This window comes from Chryseobacterium sp. TQ-BC-N36, assembly GCF_058382295.1.
In genome coordinates, this window is the sequence record NZ_CM178175.1 from 1,381,512 (window position 1) to 1,404,952 (window position 23,441).

The following is a 23,441-nucleotide window of genomic DNA, read 5'->3' on the forward strand; positions in this document are numbered from 1 at the left end:
TATTTTAAAAACAGATGATATTAATTTGTAATTTGAGCGTCAAAATGCTTGGAGAAGAAAAATGTAAAATAAAATGACCCGAAAGGAAAATTAAACATGTACTATGATGATGACAACTATAGGCCCTATGAATATAGCAATAAAAAAGCCCCTGATAAAAGGGGCAATGAGTGACCGCAGAAGGACCGGAAACTTATTTTCAGTACTGATTTCCTATCTTCATGCGGGATAGAAATAGGTTTTCAAATCTTATGGGTAATAAAAATCCCTCAGGTGAGGGATCATATGTTTGTTATACTATAGGAACGCAATAGCAATTGCAGGCTGCATCTGACTCGGGGCCACAAATACCTGTCGCTTCACAAACCCACATATATTGAGGTTTACAAATACCATCTCTGTTTCCGCCACCGGCAACTTGTTTTAACTGATCTCTTGAGATTTTCTTTAAGTTTTTCATTGTTTTAATTTTAATTAAGCTTTAAATATAAAGAATATTCTCCAATAAGAGATTTAACATAATAAATCTTCTCCTTAATTCTCTGCTAAACAATGAATAAATCACAGGGCAGCAGACAATAAATAATATTCATAAATCATTTCACCATAGTACTTCCCTGCATCATTCCGATATCCCTGCTTAAAGTCTTTGGTAACATCGGCTGTTCCTTTATTATAGGCAATTGCGACATAGATTTGTTCTATCATGGTAAGTTTGTTTTTACCTCTGTAAGAAGGAATTCTGTTTTGTGCAGCTTTTAGTTCGTTAACCGCCATTTCAATCACTTTATCAATATTTCCCCATTCTTTATTAAGGAAAAAACCGGGGTTCGTTTTAAAGAACTGTAGATCATATTGGAAAATACCATACCCGTGACAAAATTTATCCGGCTGAGTGTCATAAAGCTTTTTATAAACAGCTTCCCACCGCCCTACGTTTTTTAAAGCTTCCCGTGCAATAAGAAACATTTTGTCTCCGTCAGTATGGGCTAGCAAAGCTGCTTTATCCTTGGGAAAAGCACTTCTGTTGGGAGCATCGAGTGTATCTCCGGTACAACACATCAATAAATCTGCAAGTGTGGTTTTACCGATCATTTTACTCCATACATAGCCGGTCTCCTGGTAGGCAATTGCCATAATGAGATGAAGATCAAAAGGAGTCCCTGTTAACTTTTCTTTAATTTTCATCTCAAAATTTTGTTTAAACCATATCATGCTCTTTTCAACAGTAGTATATTGCCGTACCTTCAGTGATCTCAGGGTATCTCTGCCCAACGCACCGTCTACTACAAGCCCTTTCATATTTTGATAATTGACAACTGCTTTAGCAGTTTCACTATCGTAGATCTCATTAATAGAACCATGGTACAGATTGAGTTTCGAAAGCTTTTTTTTAGCCTCCTCAACAAGAGCATGTTTCATAGCTGGTGATTTCACATAAAAATTCAATGACGGATAATGATAATCAGCAACTGTTTTTAAATTAGTCTCATAATCAACTCCATTGATCAAAAACCCGTATTCCCATTGTCTTCCCTTAATAGTGCTTTCACAGACGCCTTCTTTTGCGCTTTTAGCTTCTACAGTTCCGCCTTTACCATCACTGAAAGCAATATGTCCTATTTTTATTCCTTTGTAACCAGGCGGTCTGAATAAAATAGCGCCATAGGTTTGAGAGGCTTCATTAATGGTTATTTTTCTGCAGAAAGCAGCTGCATCTTTGGCCCAGTATCCCGTGTAGGCTTCTTTACCTCTTATTCCTATTTTAATTCCTGTACCCTGATAGACGATCCAGGAAATAAATTCTGCACAGTCCCATGGGCCTTTATAATCTGAGTTTTCAAATGGTACAATGGCACCATAAACATATTTTTCTCCGATATGATTTCGGGCTGCTTCCAATAGTTGTTTTCCGGTATTCATAGTCTTTTTAAATTAAATATTGATTCTGTTATTTAACTGCTGTACTGATCTTATTAAATGCATATGGTATCACCCCGATTCCCAATGAAAGTAAAACTCCTAACAGTTCATTTAATTTTGGAAATTCATTAGTATCAAAGTGGTTCCACATGGCAAAAGTGGTAAGAACACAGGCCAGCCCCACAGAGACTAAACCACTTATAAAAGCTAAAAAACGACTTACACTTGTATTAGGCTTCTGCTCTGTAGTTGGATCAACGGTATTATTAACTTCAGCAGCTGCGTCCATTAATGCCTTCTGATTTACAAAATCTGCTTTTGCAAAAGCTTTAAGCTTTTCTGTTTGCTGTTCTTGCATCTGTACATTGGCATCTTTATCCAAAAGCAAGTCTTTCAGAGATACCTTGTCTTTTTTCAGTTTTAAAAAAACAATGCATATAATTAACAGAAAGAGTAAAACAGGAGAAATGGCAACCCATTTTTCAACATCTGATATCGGGGTTAGAGGTATTGCAGATGTTGGTACAGGTTTGGGAGCTGGTGTTCCGGAAGTTCCCTGTCCAAAAAGATCAGCTGATATAAACATAGCGATCAGCGACAGAAAAAAAGTTAATGATTTCATCGGTATTAGTTTTGATGGTTAGTATTTATTTTGAAATCGTAAAATGGACATGATTTAAATGAATCTTTTCATTATCTGTGATCCCTCGATTAGGCTCTTCAATAAGTTGACCTTCCTTATTGTAATAATACATGGTCCAGGGTGAAAAAAATTGAGTGATCAGCCCCTGGCTCAAAGCATTTGTGCGCAGCTTTACAAAATACCCAGGCTCACTTTTTGTAACAGTACTGCATACAATCTCTTTTCCAATATTAGGTTGTATAGCCATAATATCAAGTCCTCTCCCATCTTCATGCGGGGAAGTGCCCCCTGTAGAAGGTCTCCACAGGCTGGATAAAATAATTTCCTTAATAAAAATAGTATGATCATTTTCATTAAAATCAAACCTTAAGATCCATAGCAACAAATTGAATGTACCATCCTTTGTATTTTCAAGGACCTGATCAAAAGTATATCCTGCCAGCCGGGCTTTTTCCCATGAACTTGCCGGAAATTCTATTTTGCACTCGTGAATAATATCGTAGTAGATAAAATTCAGTTTACTGGTACAGCTATTATCAGCCAGTACAGTCAGATTTTTAATAATTTCTTCTTTAGCACTCATAATTTTATGATTTAAATTTCACAGGTATTCTCTCAGTAATAATTGGCATAGCCAATATATTATCATTTTTAATTTTTGATTTTTCATCATCATTTTCCTTTTTACCAAACAATTCATCCCAGATATTATCTCTTTTTACCCCATTCTCGAAATCATTTGATTTCCTAACAACCATTATTCTGGCATACCCTTCCGGAAAATGTTTCATTTCTTTATTTTCATGTACTGAAACCGGATTATCCTGAGCAATTCTATAGGTATCATAATATCTTTCAACAGGTAAACCTCCGATATTACTTTCAATAGTAGACAAGATAATGTACCAGTTATGATATTGCAGAAATGTAGTTCCAAATAAATTAAAATCTTCCAGCCTAGGTGGTTTGCTAATATTTACGAAACCATTTTTCCGGACATCACTTCTCCATTGGTCCGGAACAAAAGAGTCTACTGCTTTCAGGAACTGTACCCATTGGGCACCACTCCATTTGCTGGTCATTTTCCTGATCCATTTTTCTTTTTCTTCCGGCTTAAGGCCGGGTTCTTCATTCATTGTATGGAGAGCAGGTGATATTTCACTGCGTACAGCCAGCTTAAACATCGGATAAAACGGATCATTTTTATCTTTATAATCATTCCTGATGTAGGAAGCCAGGCCATTTCCTGAAATCACGAAGGAAGTGGAATTCACCTTTGGATTGGTGGCCACAAAATCGAAAGTAAAACCCAAAGGACCTGTTATATATTGATCATCTACCAAAATAAAATCCTCTATATCATCTGTTATAATGGCTGAAGCATCTTCTTCTTTCCGGCTCACCTTATGAGGTTTTGTTGCGGCTTCACTTAACGTTACATCAAATCCGGCTTCCGGATACTGTTTAAGTTCAAGAAGATCTCCTGATTCTGATGTTATCTTATACGCCGTGTTTTTTATACCCAGTGTAAATTTCTGCGCAAGCCCTGCCTCTCTGTACCAGACATCATCCATGACCAACATTACATCTGCTATATTGAGTAATGAGGTCTCGTTTGCTTCTTTGATAGAGCCTGTAAGCGGAATGTAGAAACGGACGGACGGAGCAGGAAGCTGTTCCTCCCTTCTGGATTTTTTAAGATAGAATTTCCATGGATAGAAAGTACCTTTTTTATCAGCCCTCTCTTCGTTGTCCAATTTTATTTTACTTGTGATAATGTCCTTATCATAAGGTCCTCCCAAAGATTCGTATCTGTTATACAACGTGACCGCGTATTTCAGAAGCATGGCATGATTATCCAATATATTTTTATATTCATGCAGTATATTATCCTTACCTTCTCTTGAAGCTAGAATTTTAGCATAGGATATTACGGAGGTGTCGTGCGGCCGCTCTGAATTCCACCAAGCATCTAATTCCATTGCCTTTGTTATAGTAAGGGTATCATCTGGCATTCTTTTGTCAGGATCAGGATTAATAATTGTCCCAAGCTCTGCAAAGTTAATATTAGGCTGTCTTCCCTGCCAGTCCAGTTTCTGATGCTGCACCTTTATTCTGCTGTAACTTTTATATCTGCCGCTGTTGAGTATAAGCTTTACAGAATCAGACATTTGCACAGCTTCCGAAACTAACTCCTCATTGAAATCCAGAGCTTTCCAAAGATTTTTGTTTGGGTCATCACTGTATGTATTTTGGTAGGCAGTTTCAAAAATGAGGTGCTCGCCGGAAACTTTGTAACAATTAATACTCCGCTCATCACCGGTCCCTTTATTTTCAGCAATCATTACCAATCCGTCTCTTTCCTGTTCCTCTCTATCTGGTATGAAATTTCTTTTCAAATCAAACCTGCATTCACGTGTAGGATTTTCACCATCTTTTCCAAAATATTTTTCATCAATTAAATTGAAAAAAGAGATTTTATAAATTTTCCCCTGAGAAAGGGTAAGGGTATTGTTTATAAAAGAATCATTTTCTCCCCATTTGATGTTAAGCTGTATTTCGTGATTGCTATTGTATTCAATAGTCTGGGGCTGAATAAGATTTGCCGCATCTGATGAATTCAGACTATTTAATACCTCAACCTTCATCCAGATACTATCAGCAACACTGGGATCTAAAAACTCTTCGATATTTTTAGATTCATCTTTGATTTTGTATTTATTGGCATTTATATTATTTCCATTAAATTCCTTCCAGTCAAAAGAATAGCAGTCCCAAAAATCAGTTCTTGGTTTTTTTATTTTTATCGAAAATTCTTTGTTAAATTTTTCACCCAAAATAATAGGTGCTTTAAGATCTGTACGCTTTTTATCTCCTGTACTATCTTTAGTAATTTTATCTTCATTGACTCCAAACAGTTCGTGATAAAGCGGGTTCAGTTCTTTGGGATAATCCTTAGGATAATGGGTTGTTTTATCATCAGGATCTTTTATAATAACAGATGGCGGGCTTACTGCTTTTGTGCGCAAAAAATGGAATGTTTTTGTAAACTCACTGATATCGCCAGTAATATCTTTTTTAAATTGATTCAGAACATCACCTTCTCTTAAAGGTTCCGGCAAAACCCCGGAATTCATCACGGCAAATGCAGCAAAATTGTAGTAATAGCCATAGCGCAACGCGTAAGGATTATTGCTATTATTATTATCAGGCAAGAAAAAATCAATAGTAGGCGCTTTATTCTTTTCACTACCTTCTGCAATAAAATCATCTTTACCTAAGCCTTCCAGATTGGCTACCAGTGAAGCACTTTCATTACTGATCTCCAGGAATAGCTGCTGTACATCGTTCTGTTCCGGCAGATAGCTGGGCACAAGAAAAGGCGTTGTAAGTTTATCATCTCCTGTACTCAGTTTTGCTTTGCCCCAGTTATGATATTTCCAGCTTTTATATTTACTGCTGTCATTCACAGCCTGGCTGCGGGTACTTAGCAAAACATAGCCACTGAGTTCATCGGCCAGATCATCAGACTCTTCATCTTTTTTAGGAGCAAGCTGATTAGGTTTTCCGATTTGGATACGGATGGGAAGCTGCTCTGTTGATGGCGTTTTAGGCTCGGCTGTCAATCTGGTTATTTCATCTTTCAGGTAATTGATCAGGACGTCTTCAACAATTGTATTAAACTTGATATCATATGACCTTACATTTTTAATTGGAGAGAAAGGAGACTCATTTTTACTATTATAAACAGCATTTATTAAAAGAGGAATCTGCTGTAGTATTGTATCAGGAGAAAAATCTTTTAAATCATTTATCAGATATTTCAATAAAGGAATATCATCATCTGTAGAAGCATTATCAAGTAAAAACCGGAAAAAATCCTGGTATATATTGAGAGAGTAAATATTGAGAAGTTTCACTTTCTTCATAGGCCCTGGTATATCTTTTCCCTCCTCTTTTATTTTATTGATCCAGATTTCTGATCCATCAGTACCCAACGAATAATATTCTTCTTTTCCTTTTATTGGCAACAAATCCATTTTATAGTCAAACTGCAGCAGTATAGAAATTAAAGTCTGTACCACCTTTTCATCAGCCAGTTTATTATACAGTTTATAAGATTCAATTTCTTCCTGGCTGCCAAATCCCTCATTTATTTCTAATGAATAGGGAATCAAATTCAGGATTGAGCTTAAAAGTTTTTCTTTCTCGGTTTCTTTTTTTATATAACTGTCTTCTTTTTCATAAAAATCTTTAAACGTCTCATTTACGAGTTTGATAGTATCTGCTATCTTATCCTGACTACCATTTCCATTTGCTATTTCAAAATCCAGATACTTTTTTTGGATTGCAGGGAAACAGTCTGAAAGATGAATAAAAGGTGAGAGAAGATAGGATTTAACGACATTAATTTCACGGACAAAGTCAATAGGAACCTTAAACTTTTTATTTTCCGGAGTTCCACAAAAAATAAAGTCTCTGATATCCAAAAGAGCTGCAAGAACATCAGTAAACCCTATTTTCCAGTCATTATCCTGTTCCACTTCGATTTTTACTTTACCGTTGAACTTACCATCTCTTCTTAAAATAACAGTATCATTAACAGGGATTACAGGCTCTGCATCAAAAGTAGGCTGTGGCAGTGGAGGATAATCGGACTTAGGATAATCAGTAGCTTTGGTAAATGCGCAGCACGAGATATGGTTTCTATTTAAAAGCTCTGGTATATTGTATTCAATCCAATAATTACCATTGTTCTCACCCAAGAAATCCGGTTTTGGATACCAAATTGAATTATCATTTGCAGGCGTCACGGGAAAACAAAGAAAACTTATTTTTTTATCTTCTGAAGGAGTAAAAAACCTTAATTCATTTTCTGTACTCAATTCTCGACTTATCAAAAATAAAAAGCTAAGTTTTTCATTAAAAGGAGTCAGTTTTTGTGCCATTTGGGCAATGATAGCCTGAGACTTATTTTCTACTGTGTTTACAGTATAATTTTCATCAACATTTATTATTTCCGCCTCTTCTTTATTAATCGTCAACTTGATATGGTCCGGTGTCCGTAATTGGCTTACAAGACTTTTTTCAAAATAATTTTGGATCATACTGCAGTCTGTGGAATCGACGGCCTGTGGGTCTTCAATTTTAACATCAATCCATTCTAAGGGCTTAGGAATTTTACCATTGGTTATTTTATAGATTCTAATATGGGTAGGTGGGTTGTCTGTTCCTATCCATTTCCATGGAAGTAAATAATTTCTTAAAGTAACAAAATTACCAGCATTAATATCCTGATTAATACTGTATGAATTTCCACTGGACAAAAGTGAAAGCTTTACATCAACAGACGTTATTTTATCCGGATCATCAGAATGATTTTTATGTACCACAAAATCTATAAAAGAAGAATCATAGCTCAATTGAAGTGTTATAGTATTACTCATAGTGATTAGTTTAAAGAGGTTGCAATTTTTTGGGAATTTTCATTTTTCACACTTTCTGATTTACCCTTAAGAACCATTGTGTAGTCTTTACTGACTGAGATGGTAACGAACCGGCAAATCCTGATCTTCACTTTTACCCTTCCTACTCCATATAATACCGTTCCAACGGCATCGCTCTGGTAATTGATGGATAAACGCAGGCTAAGATAGACTGAAATTAAACCCAGAATATCTACTACTCCGATGATGGCGACAAACATTTCTATTCTTGTACTGCCCTTGTCTGAATAATATTCCACCTCTATTCCTGCCAGTACCATGATACTTCCGGTAATCCATCCTGCAGCAATTGTTAATGCGGCGCTACCGTGAACACTCATGATAAAAGTTACAACAGGCTTTTTACTTACTGACGGATGATAGCTGAAGCTGCAATCAATAAAACCTCCGCCTCCCAGGATAAAAGCCGTGAAATTAAAAGGCAGATCTCTTTTACCCAGGTAGAAACCAAGCCCCATATTAAAATCTAATTTGGCAGGTGTAACGTCTGTATTTAATGCTTTCAGTCGAAAATGTCCTCCAAACGTAAGATTGGAAATAGCGGTAGGACCACCTCCTACTGATAAAGGAGGCAAATCTAATGTTGCTTCTACTCCCATAGGAATTTCTAATTTTGTATTCGGTACAGCGTATTTCAGTATCTGCATTTTGAAAGGTGACTTCTTCTCTTCCCCGGCTGCAGAAGGATCTGAAGCAGGAATATTCTTGGAAGCATCTGTCAGTAATTTTAATAATCCGGGCATTTCCATACGGCTTGGATCAAGATCAAAATCATATTTCCCGTTTTTAAAGCTTACTACAGTTTCTTTAAACAGCATTAATGGCGCTCCTGAAAGTGAAATTTCAAAGGTAGATTTAAGGGTGCCAAAACTATCACTCTTCCGATGCCTGTCAATATCTATAGATTCATAGGCATGGGCTTCTATTTTGGCATTCCGAAGCATCCGCACTTTCAGCGGACCGATGCTCATCAAGGTATTATCATCAGTAAATGTATAATCCAGATCTGCTTTTACCCAGGCTTTCATTGCTTTTTCATCCACTTTGCTCTCTACTTTTACGGCTTTGAAAAAGGCATCGTCACCTTTCAGGAAGGGCAGCAGGTTATCAAATTTAAAACCACCGATATCTTTAAGTAAATTGGACATCGGAAACTGATTTGAAAACGATTTGGCAAAACTGCTGCCCCATTCTTTCATAGGCGCGATAAATTTTTCTTCCAACGCTCCATAAGGAATATTAACCCCGACCGCACTTAAACTATCATTCAGTTTTTCCAGTTTTCCCATCACGGGAGTCATCAGAAGTTTTGGCGCATAGGATTCTTTAAAATTGTAGATCAGCTCTACCGTTTTACGGTTAATTCCAAGGTCTACCGCTTTGATATCCTCCATCACGGAACGGTAATTGAAAAGGGTATTCTGAAGTTCCTTGCCGAGATCTCCGACACTGTTCTGCACATTTTCAAGCTGATAATAAGCTTCTGTTACTTTCCCAGCTGCATGGCCAAAATCCTGATTGATGGCCTGCGAAAGTTTATTGGCTTCTTTGATGAGTTTATCTTTGTCACCAGATCCGATAGCATCTTCAATGGCTTTGTATTCATTGTATAAATCAAGAGCGGGATCAAGGTACTTATCAACGACACTTTGAATATTTGACAGGTCGTTGCTGAGATTCGAATTTATTTTATGAAGCAGTGCATTAAAATCGGCAATGATGTCTTTCATCCATGCATCAACCTTGTTAAACACATGAGCAACGGGTGGATAAGTAAGATCTGTTTCTTTGTATTTGTTGATTAATAAATCAATCAAGCCTTTGGAAAGGATCTGAATAATCTCATCCTTTTTGTTGAAAAAATTAACATCACAGGCCTCTTTAATTTTAACCTTGTCATTTTCTAAACTATCCAAAATTTGAATTAAACCCTTGCTCTGATCTCCAATCCAGCCATCTATTCCAGTTTTTAATTGCTTTATACTATCCTCTATATCTTCTTTAATCCCTTTTATTTCAGACTCTATAACCGCTAATTCTTTCTGCAGTTCTTCCGGAAGCTTTTTTACCTGATCAATTTCATTGTTTATATGGCTTTTCAATCCATTCAGGACAGCAATAATACTGTCTTTCAATTCATCCACAGGAGAGGTGTCCGGAATTTCCTCTACTTTATCCTTAATAAGTTTTATCAGACTGACATCAGTATATCCCTTAAGCTTTCTTTTTGCTTCTTCTTTTACTTTCTGATGAATACTTAAAGCATCAATCTGATTTTCAACTAATTTCAACAGCTCATTGATCTTCGATGCAGATATTTCTTTAGCCTTGGTTTTAAGTTCCGGAATACTCAATGTATCTGACAGATCTTTCACATCGTCTTCGATCTCAATAATAGATTGATTGATTTGGACAGCGATCTTGTCAAGTTCCTGTTCAAAGGCGTTCAAGTTATCATTAACCCCTTTGTTTTCGTCAGTAAAAAACTTTTCCATAAACCCAAGATGCAGGTCGATGAATTTTTCGGCAGAAATGATTTTGCTTTTAAGCTCTTCAACTTCTTTTTTTACTTTTCCCTTTAAATCATCATCTTTAAACTCGTCAATATACTTATGCAGCTCTGTTTTCAGAGTATCAAACATAAGGGTATAATGTTTATCAACAGTACTGATTGTCGCTTCCAGCATACTGACCAGCTGGTTCCAAAGCATAATAGTGGATAGCTCCCACAGAATATCCTCCGATGTTCCAGTATCTTTAGTGCTGATATCACTGTAAAAATCACTATATTTTCTGCCATCTGATGCAGTATACTGGCTCAGATATCTCAAAGCAGGAGCTGCTTTAGCCTGTTCCAGAATTTTAGATACCATATCAATATTGGTCTCATTCTTTTGGAAAAAGGATATAATATGTTCTTTGACTCCTGATTTTAAGTGATTTTTTAAATTATTGATATCTTGCTGTCTTCCAGCCAATAAAAGTCCTTTGTACCCATTGAAATTTTTTACAAGAATTTTATTGCTTTCTTCCAGAAATTTGTCAGCCTTATACCGGTCTTCTATACTTTTTTCTGCTGCCGCGATTGTTTTTCTCTGCATGGTCACTGTACGCAGCTTGGCCGAGATCGTAGATTTATCATTGTAGGCTCCATTCGCAGAAACAGGCATGTCGGACGGTAATACCTTAAACGTAAATCTTTCAAAACCCGGAAGTACTTCGACAGGCGATGGTAAAGGGGCATTGACCAGTTTGGGATCGTTATAATCCAGACAGGGTGGTGCCTGTACATAAATATTGGTAAAAGGCTGGAAAGTAAAGTCTACCCCGGCAATGCTTGGCCAGTCGTTGGTTTCAGCCGTAATTTCTTTTTCCTCCACATGTTCTCTTACATCAGTGTAGAAATATATGTTTTCAGGGTTCTCGATATTGCACAAAACCTCTGCCTGTCCTGATTCCTTAGCTGCCATTACACTCAGCATGATCTGTGGAAAAGGATACACCGAAGATTTCGCATCTTTATTCCAGAGAGGAACTTCCCAGCCAAATGGTTTTTCTTCATTACCAATTGTATGGGTAAGATCCCTTCCCCAGGTTGAGTTAACAGGTATTTTAATAGATTTGAAATGAGTTCCCATTACTGAACCCGCCGCATAGCTTTCGCCTCCAAATTCAGGATATTTTCTTTCGGGTTCTAAAATTTCAATGAATTCTCTTACTTTTCTTACAATAATCCTGCCTTCATTTCCTGTACCTTCAAACTGTTCGGAAGGCACTACAGTTCTTTCATACTCAATAACGTGTTTGGCTTTGTTCCAGAACACCCCAATTCTTCCGATACGTTCTACTGCATAGAAATGGGTTCTTCCCATGCTGGTGGTAGATTTAATGATGGTTTTATCATTCGCAAAGCGGGCTACCTGTTTTCCATAGCCTCCCAAAGAAGAAAAGGCAAGATTTTCTATTTCGCCCGAGGATGAACCTTTCTGCAATCCCTGAGTCATTAATTCATAATACACCGCTTTGGACTCGAATCCCCAATGGAACCCTCCGGATAAGGGATTAACGGGCTTACCTTCCTCAACAGCATCATCTTTATGGTACTTATCTTTAATATCCTTCAGATACTCTGGTGTGTTCTTAAAGGGAAAGCGTAGTTTAGCTCCTTTACCATTCATCAATTTTCTATCTCTCTGGTGCTCTTCCACCCATTTATTTTCATCAATTCTAAAGAAATAATTAACCCCGGAATTAAATTTAGCAGGCTGAAACTTGTCTTTGGAAGCGGACACTTCATAAATAGCCAGTCGGGAAACATAGAGTTTAAGAATCTGGAAAAAAACGGCGTAGGCTCCTTTAAAAGCCTCAGACTGTGGGCCATTGTGCTCCCAGGTGATTGCTCCTCTCGGTGCTTTTACCATTTGCCCCAGCTTATTTTCGAGTTCGGCAATGAAAGCATCTCTATTCTCAAAATGAGCACTCATGCCATAAAGCAGTTCAAACTGGGCTGTCAGCAGTCTCAATCCCGGATTTGAATCTCCGTAGGTTCCGAAAAGATTTCTTAGATTCCAGGGGGCGGTTACCATTTGCCGGTTGAGCTGTTCATTGGCAATATTAATAACAGCAGGTGGACTGAATTTAAAATCCACCAACTTTTCACCATCAGGTTCTTCATGGAAAAGCTCACCTTTATTAGTTTTCCGAAAAGCTTCTCCTATCACCTGAGGAGGGAATGTTAAAGTGATTCCTTCATCATTGGCTTTTTCGTTGAGGATCTCCCAGACATTGCTATCTGCTGAAAGACTGTTTTTACGCGCTATTACCCATTTTCCGTTGTCATACTTTGGACTGGTCCCAAAAGGGGTTTGTACTTTTACAGCTGTCTGCGGTTCGTTGCCAACTACCACAATATCTAATACCGACTGGTCTCCTTTATCTTCCGGGCTACTAAGTAGTTCAGTTGCGAAAAAGAAGTCCTGACCTACGTTAATATTTTCACTGAAAGAAAGCCAATATTTTTGCTTATCCTTTTTAGATATCGGAATAATAAGGGGTTGCTCAGGGCGGAGAGCTCCGGTACTGGCAATAGAAATTCTGTCGTCATCCACAATAAACCGTTCCTGACCTGAAATATCTGTAGATAAAGGAGTTACAGAATTCACAGGAAGCTTGAAATCTTCGATTGTATAGCAGGGAACAATAGTATCACCGTCTTCAATTTTCTGATAATACTCCCAGATATATAGAGGTTTCTGAGCTTTCTGCAACTGAAGGGAGAAGTAAAATTTCGTCTCAATTTTGCCTCGCTCCTCCAAACCAAAGGCAAATGTACCATCGTTCAATCCCCCTTTGATTCCTGAAAGGACATCTTTGCTTGTAAAGATTTTGAATCCGAATAGAGTACCATTATCACTTTCTCTACCTATTTTGTCTGTACTGAAAGTCAGATTATTAATGATTATCTGAGGTTTCCCGGAAAAGAGTTGCTGCCTTTCAAAATCATTTTTCCTGATATTGGATAAATGGATTTCCAGTTTTTTATTTTTTGAATCAAACTCAAGCTGTGTAATTTTTGCTACACTTACCGGTGGATTAGCAAATATTGCTGCTCCAACAAAAGAAACCTGCATATTTGTAATCGAATGTTCCAATACGATCTGCTTCAGATTATCAAATTCCAGATTTTTAAATGTAGGGCTGATACTTTCCACACCTGCTTTATCTACCTGTACTCTTGCCGCAGCAACATTTCCAATACATTTGTTTACTTCTAAAACTTCCAGCCCTCCGGCAATCCAGGTTAGTATTGACTTTACATTCTGTCCTGCGGAAAACCGGTTAATCTGGAAAAAATACAACAAATTATTGCCTCCCCTTTTTATAAAACGGTCGAGTGTTTTTGTAATTTCATCCTTCTTTACGATTTTAAAAAACGGGAAAAGATTTTTATTTTCCTGTATAAACCATGAATAGAACTTATCAGGCTTTACGATTGCATTATAATCTATATAAGCCAGAGCTTTTGATAAAAATCTGTTTTTCCCTTTATATCCTAAACCAAGTTCTCCATTTTCAAGTTTAAAAGTACCATTACGCTCATTTTCATTTTTATAGGTGGAAAAAATTGTATCATCCAAAAATCCTTTATGGCTCCAAACCAAAGGGCAATCATTTCCTGGTGTTTCATCGTCCTGGTCAGAATTATTAATGGAAAGAAAGATTTTTCCAGACGTTACCCTCATCCCACACCATATATGGAAATCATTTTTACGGCCCGGACTATCGACAATATCACATTCCAGCCCCTCAAATTTCAAGAGTGTTTCCCGGATATCAATAGTGCTTGTTCCAAAAAACCAACCAGATATTTCCTGATTATCTTGAGTTATCGTAAAAGGAACAGCTTCTTTTGAAACAGAAAATTGTCTGCTCTCAAAATTCAAATCAAAATTAATTTCTGTCTGTTTCAAATTTTTATAATCAGCCCAATTTTCTAAATCTGAAGACTGGTTAAAAATTCCAATTTCACAGTTCTGAATTTTTACTGTTTTTTTTTCTTTAAATTGAAATTTGCTATTGAAATCCAAACTGTAAAGACCGTTTGAGCGGGTAAGCGGGAGTATCCAAAGTGAAGTCTCCGACCATTCCGTTCCTTTTGGAATATCCCAGGTCAAGGTTTTGGGGAACTCCTTATCTTTGTCTTTCTGTCCTGCAAAAGCCCCAAAATATTGAGGTTCTGTATTTAATTTGAAAACAAAAAGAGGCTTTAAATTAAATTCACTGAGAATATTTGTATCCATATCTAAAATTTCTAGATGAAAAACTATGCGTAAATACAGGTCGTTATTTTAGCTATAAGACCATCGCTGATACTGATTTCTGGAAAATCAGTTATAAAATCAATCACTGTAAATATTGTTTTAAATAATTACCGGGGGAATTTCTTTATAAATTTAAATTTCATGGTATTATGCATTTGATGGTTTTTATTTTTTGAATGATATCTGTATAGATTAAACAACACAGCTTATCCTTATCACAAATTTTGTAATTATATATTGTCATGTCAATTACCCTTTTGGGTACTATTACTTACAATAAAGAGGATATAGGCTGAAGAGACGAGTCTTTCAGATGATTTAAAGATACCGTCGCGGTTTTGATTTTTTGACCAGTACAGATATGGTAATCTGCAGTTTCAGTCTTTTGAATGTTGACTGGGCCTGACTTTATGTGAAAAGGATCGTTCAGCTTTCCAGAAAGGATAAAACCGAAATATTAATTGTTGATGCAGATCAGCAAAAGAAATACTGACTTCAGAATTGAAGCTGCTTTGAAGGTCTCCCAAGGCAGAAGCCATATGATTTACATCGGAGCCACCCACATTTTCCATACCATCATCCCCCGGATCTTTGACAATGATTCCAGTTTTCATGATATAAGTTTTCTTAAAATTAATCATTTCTTTTGATTATTCTAAGAAAAATGTATTCTTTTAGTTAAAATAAAAATAATAACAAGCAATAAACAGAGATAAAGCATTATTAGATTTATTTTAATACTATAGCAGAGACTTTTAATAATTTTGAAAATTTACAATAAGTAGCAACAATTTGGGGATAATATATACGAAAGAAGCTCCTAAAAAGGAGCTTCATTTGACCGTAATCGTTCAGTTTATGAGTACATTACCAATAAACACTTATCGTTTAATTACTTTTACCGTTTTTACAATATTACTGGCAGCTTTTACTTTTACCATATACACTCCTGATGTTAAAGCAGAAAAATCAGCTGTTCCTTTATTATTATTGATCGGTTTAACAAGAACCTGTTGTCCAGCTGCATTGTAAACCTCTACTGACAGGATATTTTTATCAAATGAAACATTGAGATAATCCTGTACCGGATTTGGGAAAACTTTTAGATGATCAGTTGCTATTGAAGTTTCTTCAACCGCTAAATTGCTTACCGGACAAACAAGCTGGGTAAATGTATATTTTTCAATATTGTTACCATCACCAATTTGCCCGTAATTATTAGCTCCAGTTGCTCTTAAGATACCATCACTATTTACCGATAAAGTATGCCACCCTCCCGTAGAAATGATCATATGAGTATTGTTTCCTAGGCTTACCCAATTTGAAGCGCTTGTAGAAGTATTATTTCCAAACGACCCGGTGTTATTATTTCCGCAGGCAATCACAGTTCCAGATGTTGTTATGGCTATGGTATTATAACTTCCTGCAATAACTTTTTGAATTCCATCAGCGGCTAAATAAGGTGTTGAACTGCTATAGGTAGTTCCATCAGCTAGCTGTCCGGATCCGTTATATCCCCATGTATAAAGGAGACCATTTGTTTTTCTCCCCAAAGTATGTGCATTTCCGGTGGCTATGTCTGCCCAATCGGTGCTGGTTCCTATCTGTTTAGGTAAAAGGCGGTTAGTTAAGGTGCCGTCACCCAGCTGTCCATGACCGTTATAACCCCAGGCCCATAATGTCCCATCTGTCTTTATCGCCATTGAATAGGAACTACCCGCTGCAATACTTTTCCAATTGGTCGCTGTGCCTATTTGCGTAGGTATAAGTTTATTGGTATTGGTCCCGTCTCCCAGTTCTCCGTCTAAATTCATTCCCCAGGCCCAAAGGCTTCCGTTTGATTTCAGGCCTAAATTATGACCTTCACCAACTGCAATATCTTCCCAGTCAGTAGCTGTCCCTATTTTTGTAGGAATCGTTCTGTTAGTGGTAGTTCCGTCTCCTAAATACCCGAACAGGTTATTTCCCCAGGCCCAAAGGCTTCCGTCTGTTTTGATAGCAACACTGTATTTCTCACTTGCAAAAACTTTTTTCCAATCAGTTGCTGTCCCTATCTGAACCGGGTTATTTCTGTTAATATTAGTTCCATCCCCCAGCTGATTATCGTTATTTTTACCCCAGGCCCAAAGCGTTCCATCCGTTTTTATTCCCAATGAATGAAAAATACCTGCGCTTACAGTTTTCCAACAGCCGGTTTGATTAGGAAGCGTAGTAAAAGCTCCTCCAGGCACCCATGTACTTTGGCTGGTAACGCAATTAGCAGTAACCCACCAATAGTAAGTTGTGTTGGGCAATAGATTGGCAATATTCGCAGTTGTAGAAGAACTGGCAGTAGCTGAACCTGTCATTGTAGGACTGGTGCTGTACACATAATAATATCCTCCGTTAGGTGCCGATGTTGAAGGCAGCCAGTTAAGCGTAGCTGATGTAGAAGAGATATTAGAAGTGTACATCTGCGTTGGAGGATTACAAACCGCTGTACTTGGCGTCATTTTTACCAAACCAAGCTGTAATGTTCCCAACCAGATCGTTCCTGAAGACTGTGTTTTGACAGCACTAAAATAGTCGTCAGGCAAACCTGAATTTGTATTTGTTTTAGTATAGGTGGTACAATTCGTGAAATTCTGTAATCCTGCACCATTAAATCCGATCCATACTTTACTGTTACTGTCAACATCTAAAGCATTGGGATTGTATCCTGCCAGACAGGAATTACTTTGATAAATAAAAGTAACGTTAGTTCCACTTGTTGTTAAAGTAATCAGACTATCAGAACCTTTTACATAAATGGTATTGTTTGCAATTCTCAATATCTTTTGAGTTCCCTGAGCTACAAAATTAAAATCAATACCATTAAATTTGTATAACACGCCCCCGTTTGTAACCCAGACCCCATTACTACTGTCAGTGGCTACTGAATTTAAATTTGATACTGAATTATAAGTCGTCCAGGTAGTACCGTTGAATTTTGTAAGACCTGCAGGGGTTACAGCCCAAAGATTATTCTGTCCGTCAACCGCTATATCAATGATCTCATTACTGGGAAGTCCCGAATTGGAAGTTGTATAATTCGTCCAACTTGTACCGTTGTATAAAATAATCCCATTAAATTGAGACGCCATCCATTTTCTGTTCTGGCCATCGATTTCAATTTTTAAAATTGCATTGGATGCAATACCAGAATTAGTGGTATTATAGTTGGTAAAGGTATTCCCGTTAGAGGTAGAAACACCGTTGTACGTAGCCAGCCACAATAATCCATTGGCATCTGTTTTAATGTCAGCAATATAATTGCTTCCTATTGCTGAATTTGAGGTATTGTACGTTGTATAACTGTACGTTTGCGCAAATACAGAAAATGAAATAAAAATTAATAGTAAAAAATAAAGTTTTTTCATGGTTTTTAATAAAATAATTTTCCTCATGTTTAAGTTTATAATATTCTTCCTACTCGTTTAGCTTTTCGGTTCCGCTATATTTAAAGGGTTTGTCAACTCCGTAAGAAATTCTGCTTCAGAAATAAATACTATATCAATAGATACAGTCTGTATTTCTGAAGATTTTTTTGGGATGTTTTAATTGTTGGAAACAATTAGGTTTGATGGAATAATAAAATAATCCAGGGTTGTTTTTTCATGGTAAATTAGTTTTAGTGAAGCAACATAAAAATTATGTGTGATTTCATGCTCCATCGTGCAAAAATATACCTTTCTTACGGATTTTCAAATAATTAATTTGAAAATTATGAAATACCACATTTTTTCAAAGCAAAAATCTGTATCAGAATTTTGGGGAAAATAAACAGACGGATATTATGCTTCCCAATTATTGATGTAAACCTTTAAGCATACAAATTTGATGATAGTTATTGCCATCATAGCTTTTGAGACAAAATAACATCCGGATATTGTATAGGGTTATTAAGCTCCTGAATCCTGATATTGTAATAAATCCGGCACAATCCAGACACTTTGTAGATTCAGCAATAGCTTCCAAGAGTTTAGTGGAAAATAGTATAGAGTCTAATAAATTTCGTCTGCAACCACATCAATGTGTCAAATATTTATAAGCTTCTGTTCAGAAAATCTTTTATCATTGCACCAACTTCCTGATGTACTATTGTTCTGTCAACGCCTGACGGGTCTTCAAAAAAGACAGCCTCAGCAGCTTCGTATTTTTTGATTTTCGGTAGAAAAATATAATGTCCGATATTCCCTTTAAGTATATGAATCTCAGAGGAAGGAATAAACCGTTGATATTTTAAAGCATTGCTTTTTATCGGAGCAATAGTATCAGCCTCAGCCCCTATAATAAGGATCGGAGAATTTACGGTAAACTGTTCCCTGGAAGAAAAACCTAAACCCATAGCCGGTGAAAGCGCAACAAACGCCTTGATTCTCTTATCTTTTAGATGACCGGGCACCTGTTGACAGTCAATCTTATCTATGAGTCCTCTGAGATCACCCATTTCAGGAACAGTAAGTTCTTTTTTTCCTTGTTTACTTTTGGATGCTATTTTCAGCAGAGAGCAGTCTAATCCAGCCCCGGCTAAAGCCAACGATGTATACCCTCCAAGAGAGAAGCCTACTACAGCCAATTTACGATGATCTATTATTGAAGAAAACGCCGGTTCTTTCAGGAGCTTATCGATCACAAATGAAATATCCAGTGGACGTTCCCAATATCTGACAAAATATTCAGGGATCTTATTGTCTGTTGTATTTCCAAAATGATCTACCGACGCTACAATAAAACCTTCACTTGCCAACATTTTTGCTAACCAGATTAAACTGAATCTATTTCCTCCGGTACCATGAGACAATAATACCAATGGATATTTTTGGATACCCGTCGTCTTAGAAAAGCCAGATACCTCTTTTGGATACCAGATCTCCGTAAGCAGAATACGGTCCCCTCTTGAAGTATCAATATATTTTTCGGACATCTGGTTCACGCTTTTAGTTTGCGCGGGTAAATTAGAAAAGATAAAAAATAGTAATAGTAAATGAATAATCCTTTTCATACAATTATAAGTTATATACTATAAACAGCTAAAAACCTGTTTCTATTACATGACTCAAATTGGTCTTAAATCACTGCTTAACCATCATTTTTAGTAAAACATCCATTATGGTTAAAGGCAAATCAGAATTATAAACTTTTATTACTTTCTCTGTTGAGGTATCAGCCATTTTTCTGAGGTCTAAATAATAAGATAACAGCGATAATCCCCAGAAGCATCACAGCACTATACGCAATATAGGCAACAATTTCGCCTGAACTTTCGCTGCCTTTAGGTACTATTTCAATACATAATCCTGTATTATCTTTAAAACCAAACATCCAATGCATTGAATTCCATGCAAAATGCAGACCTGCAGACAATGCTATATTTCCTGTTCTCAAGGTAGCAATTCCGAAAAGCAATGCACCCAATCCTGATCCGATCAAAGAATTTTTTAAAGATAGACCCGCCATCATATGCTCCGCAATGAATATGACTGTAACACAAATCAAACTTAATATTGGACCTATTTTATCCTTCAGTCTCCATAATATATATGTTCTGAAAACAAGCTCTTCTCTAAGAGCCACAAAAAGAAAAAGCGGAATATATAAAGCACATTGACTCCACCTAAACGTGGGTGATCTTTCAAAAATTACAGGGGTTAAAAATGTAATAATCAAAGCCATAACACCTACCATCACAGCTCCGATACAGAGCCCTGTGGCAAATCGTGAAAACCAGTTTTTTTGATAGCCAAGACCTATTTGCATCAGTGAAATTTTGTCCCAACTTATGAATATATAAATTAATCCACTCGTTAAGAATACGGCAAATATCAGTGAAAATAGTTCCGGGAACTTACTGCTATGGAAAATTGCATTTGAAGTAGCAAACAATGCCATACTGCAAAGATAAAATAGGATAACCTTAAAATAGATCAATGTACTCTTCATTTTGTGAAATTTTATATTGCTTTAAAATTACATAAATCCTATAAAATATTGAAGTACAAATAATTACATAAAACCACTGTGTTTACCTCTGGGTTAATAATTCCAATAAATTTCAAAAAAAAAAGACGGACAAAACATAAAAAAAATGTTTCGTCCGTCCGAGTGACCGCAGAAGGATTCGAACCCTCACTGTCGGAGCCGAAATCCGAAGTTCTATCCATTAAACTATGCAGCCTTATTCATCAGTGATGAATGATAAGTAATGAGATACCTGATTACCTATCATTCACCCTTTAGAAAGTAATTTTCACTCCTCCCAGAATCTGTGCACCTAAGACTTTGTAGCCTTTGTACGTCTGGTATTTTGAGCTAAGAAGATTATTTCCGAGTGCGAAAATACTGAAATTTTTGTGAATTTTATACTCTGCAGAAAGATTTAAATCAGCATACCCCCCAACTTTATCATTTGTGTTCTCCGTAGACTGCAAAATCACGTTGGGAGCTCCCACTGCTTCAATCGCATAAGAGTTTGTCGTTCTGTCACTTGCAAATATTCCTTTGAACCCTAACAGTAGCTTCTTGTCAAGCATGGTATATTTTGCTCCGATGCTCGCATTGAACAATGGAACGTTATAAATATTATCAAAAGTCTTCAAATTGTACTTCGTAAATCTCAATTCTCCGTCTAAAATAAGATTTGCCAATGGGAAATACTGTACACTTCCTTTGATATCACTTACATTTCCATCATCATATACCGCAGAGAATGTATTCGCAAAATTATATGCAGAACGGTTAACAGAGCTGTTGTCAAAAAGGTCATTGGCTTTAAAGAACATAATATCTCTCATCTTACCATAGCCGGCAGAGAAGTCATATTTCAGCGTTTCATCAATATCACCTCTCAACCCTACATAAAAATGATATTTCGTCTCTGTAGGCTTTAAAAACTGGTCAGAAAGGATGAATGGATTGGTTTGTAGCATGTCTCCATAAGTGTTCAGTTTCAGACCACCATCTACCCCTCCATAGAATTTAAATTCATTAGCCGCTGCAAACTGGAACTCAGCCTGCGGGAACCAATAGGTTTTATTGTTCTTTTGCTGTGCCATCTGATCATTGGAATTCTTAGCATTCAGGAAGGAGAATGAAGATCCTAACATCAAATAAGAATCCCCTTTTCTGAAAGTCACTTTCGGAGTAAGACTGGTATTAAAAAAGTTGGCAGAGTTTTTATCTCTGATCGCAAAATCTGTCTTTACAGCGTCTACACCTACTCCCAGATCAGCATTCAGGTTGATCCCTGATTTTCCTAATTCAACAGCATGTTTGGAGAAATTAGCCAGAATGGAAACCTGGTTTTCCTGTGCATCAAAATGATCTTTCAGGAAAGATGATTTTACCCTTACATCATTTAGGATTTCGTTGGAATAAAAATCATAGTACCCGTTTACTTTAAACTGATTTACTTTTTGTTTCAGATCAAGTTCACCGGTTGGCTGCATCGCGTAGATTCCGTAGTAATTATAGCTGTCCAGACCATATTCAGCATTAAGATTGAATTTACCCTTTTCGCCGTAAGAATTTAAGAAAGCTCCGATATTGGCTGAGGTCTGTCCGGATTTCCAGTCGTAATCTTTTTTAAGACCATTCGTAGAAAGAACATGAACATCTGCTCCTACTTCTAGCTTATTCTCAAGGGTTTTGGAAACATTTCCATCTACTAAGACTTTCCCGTAGTTCCCCATTCCGAACTGGAAGTAGTTATTCTGAGCGGTCCCGTCAAATTTCGGTGCTACGTCCTCTCCCTGAATCGTTGAAGTTTTAAAATCTGAAACAGCAGGAACATCTGTGATGGTATACTTCACAGGAGTCTGCGATTTCTCTTCCGGCGGATAATTTTTAATTGTCTCCACAGAAGTTTTCTTCTTCTCGATCTTCTTCACTTCCGGTTCTCTCTTTTTGTTAAGAACCAGCTTTTCCTCCTTGATCTGGGAAAACGCCACCGACGAAACCCCTAAAAATAATATGGATAATAATTGAATTTTCTTGTTCATATTTTCTTTATTTGAAAAAAATATATAACGGGCTTTTATTTATTGGAAGCAATATAACTGCCTAATAAAGCTTTCCCTGACTGTTTTGAAAAAGTTCTCCCCAGTCTGAATATATTAAACAGCCAAAGGCTTTGATAAACTTGTAATTTGTATTGATAATTTTTCGTTGTACTGTTCTCAGCTACATCATAACTGTAAGAAATATCATATGGAAATCCTGAAGGCAACAACCCCACTGTAAGCATACTTCCTATCATAGGATTTCCACAAGGAGGTGTACGGGTCAGCATCGGATGCAGTGTGATTTTAGCTGCATGGGTACTGTCTTCTACGATTTCATAAATATCAGAATGTTTTAAAATCTCAAACTCTCTCTTAAGGTCTTTATTCACTACAAAAGCCTTTTGTTTAGGAAAGTCAGCTTTTGCACGGTTATACTCTTTTGGATATGCACTGTACGATGGAATGCAGCTCCATAGTGAAGCCGAAACTAAGAAAGAATAAACAGCAATTTTAAAAACCTTCATGA

12 protein-coding genes and 1 tRNA gene are annotated in these 23,441 nt (G+C 36.8%); all 13 read right to left on the bottom strand.

The genetic code is table 11. From position 1 onward, the window contains the following. Nucleotides 1-292: 292 nt before the first annotated feature. Complete coding sequence (locus AC3FI7_RS06135) at nt 293-460, bottom strand: bacteriocin-like protein (protein WP_172616992.1); 168 nt, start codon at nt 458-460, stop codon at nt 293-295. 101 nt (nt 461-561) lie between these two features. Beyond that, nucleotides 562-1,923 carry a peptidoglycan-binding domain-containing protein gene (locus AC3FI7_RS06140; protein ID WP_491461652.1) on the bottom strand — a complete coding sequence of 454 codons (1,362 nt, stop codon included), beginning with the start codon at nt 1,921-1,923 and terminating at the stop codon, nt 562-564. A gap of 28 nt (nt 1,924-1,951) precedes the next feature. After that, entirely contained in the window at nt 1,952-2,545 is a 594-nt protein-coding gene (locus AC3FI7_RS06145; RefSeq protein ID WP_142722727.1) for a hypothetical protein, read from the bottom strand. A gap of 25 nt (nt 2,546-2,570) precedes the next feature. After that, a complete protein-coding gene (locus AC3FI7_RS06150; RefSeq protein WP_491461653.1) occupies nt 2,571-3,149 on the bottom strand; it encodes a hypothetical protein in 579 nt (192 codons plus the stop codon). A 4-nt stretch (nt 3,150-3,153) separates the two neighbouring features. Further along, nucleotides 3,154-8,013 (bottom strand): hypothetical protein, encoded by a 4,860-nt coding sequence (locus AC3FI7_RS06155; RefSeq protein ID WP_491461654.1) that lies wholly within the window; start codon nt 8,011-8,013, stop codon nt 3,154-3,156. 5 nt (nt 8,014-8,018) lie between these two features. Then, nucleotides 8,019-14,873: a V-type ATP synthase subunit I domain-containing protein gene (locus AC3FI7_RS06160; RefSeq protein ID WP_491461655.1), complete on the bottom strand. Its 6,855-nt coding sequence runs from the start codon at nt 14,871-14,873 to the stop codon at nt 8,019-8,021. Nucleotides 14,874-15,271: 398 nt separating this feature from the next. After that, nucleotides 15,272-15,508: a hypothetical protein gene (locus tag AC3FI7_RS06165; RefSeq protein WP_491461656.1), complete on the bottom strand. Its 237-nt coding sequence runs from the start codon at nt 15,506-15,508 to the stop codon at nt 15,272-15,274. A gap of 267 nt (nt 15,509-15,775) precedes the next feature. Then, nucleotides 15,776-18,292, bottom strand: coding sequence for an RCC1 domain-containing protein (locus tag AC3FI7_RS06170; protein ID WP_491461657.1), 2,517 nt, complete (start codon nt 18,290-18,292; stop codon nt 15,776-15,778). A 665-nt stretch (nt 18,293-18,957) separates the two neighbouring features. Next, nucleotides 18,958-19,839 carry an alpha/beta hydrolase family protein gene (locus tag AC3FI7_RS06175; RefSeq protein WP_172616991.1) on the bottom strand — a complete coding sequence of 294 codons (882 nt, stop codon included), beginning with the start codon at nt 19,837-19,839 and terminating at the stop codon, nt 18,958-18,960. 239 nt (nt 19,840-20,078) lie between these two features. Continuing rightward, nucleotides 20,079-20,855, bottom strand: coding sequence for a CPBP family intramembrane glutamic endopeptidase (locus tag AC3FI7_RS06180; protein ID WP_491461658.1), 777 nt, complete (start codon nt 20,853-20,855; stop codon nt 20,079-20,081). A gap of 163 nt (nt 20,856-21,018) precedes the next feature. After that, nucleotides 21,019-21,090 (bottom strand) — tRNA-Arg (locus AC3FI7_RS06185). Nucleotides 21,091-21,148: 58 nt separating this feature from the next. Then, nucleotides 21,149-22,912 (bottom strand): TonB-dependent receptor, encoded by a 1,764-nt coding sequence (locus AC3FI7_RS06190; RefSeq protein ID WP_142722720.1) that lies wholly within the window; start codon nt 22,910-22,912, stop codon nt 21,149-21,151. Nucleotides 22,913-22,947: 35 nt separating this feature from the next. Then, a complete protein-coding gene (locus tag AC3FI7_RS06195) occupies nt 22,948-23,439 on the bottom strand; it encodes a hypothetical protein (protein ID WP_142722719.1) in 492 nt (163 codons plus the stop codon). Nucleotides 23,440-23,441: the final 2 nt, after the last annotated feature.

Bases quoted from the DNA above. Each gene is read 5' to 3' on its own strand.
- AC3FI7_RS06140 (WP_491461652.1), bottom strand. From the start codon at position 1,923: ATGAATACCGGAAAACAACTATTGGAAGCAGCCCGAAATCATATCGGA.
- AC3FI7_RS06190 (WP_142722720.1), bottom strand. From the start codon at position 22,912: ATGAACAAGAAAATTCAATTATTATCCATATTATTTTTAGGGGTTTCG.
- AC3FI7_RS06160 (WP_491461655.1), bottom strand. From the start codon at position 14,873: ATGGATACAAATATTCTCAGTGAATTTAATTTAAAGCCTCTTTTTGTT.
- AC3FI7_RS06145 (WP_142722727.1), bottom strand. From the start codon at position 2,545: ATGAAATCATTAACTTTTTTTCTGTCGCTGATCGCTATGTTTATATCA.
- AC3FI7_RS06195 (WP_142722719.1), bottom strand. From the start codon at position 23,439: ATGAAGGTTTTTAAAATTGCTGTTTATTCTTTCTTAGTTTCGGCTTCA.
- AC3FI7_RS06150 (WP_491461653.1), bottom strand. From the start codon at position 3,149: ATGAGTGCTAAAGAAGAAATTATTAAAAATCTGACTGTACTGGCTGAT.
- AC3FI7_RS06175 (WP_172616991.1), bottom strand. From the start codon at position 19,839: ATGTCCGAAAAATATATTGATACTTCAAGAGGGGACCGTATTCTGCTT.
- AC3FI7_RS06135 (WP_172616992.1), bottom strand. From the start codon at position 460: ATGAAAAACTTAAAGAAAATCTCAAGAGATCAGTTAAAACAAGTTGCC.
- AC3FI7_RS06170 (WP_491461657.1), bottom strand. From the start codon at position 18,292: ATGAAAAAACTTTATTTTTTACTATTAATTTTTATTTCATTTTCTGTA.
- AC3FI7_RS06155 (WP_491461654.1), bottom strand. From the start codon at position 8,013: ATGAGTAATACTATAACACTTCAATTGAGCTATGATTCTTCTTTTATA.
- AC3FI7_RS06165 (WP_491461656.1), bottom strand. From the start codon at position 15,508: ATGAAAACTGGAATCATTGTCAAAGATCCGGGGGATGATGGTATGGAA.
- AC3FI7_RS06180 (WP_491461658.1), bottom strand. From the start codon at position 20,855: ATGAAGAGTACATTGATCTATTTTAAGGTTATCCTATTTTATCTTTGC.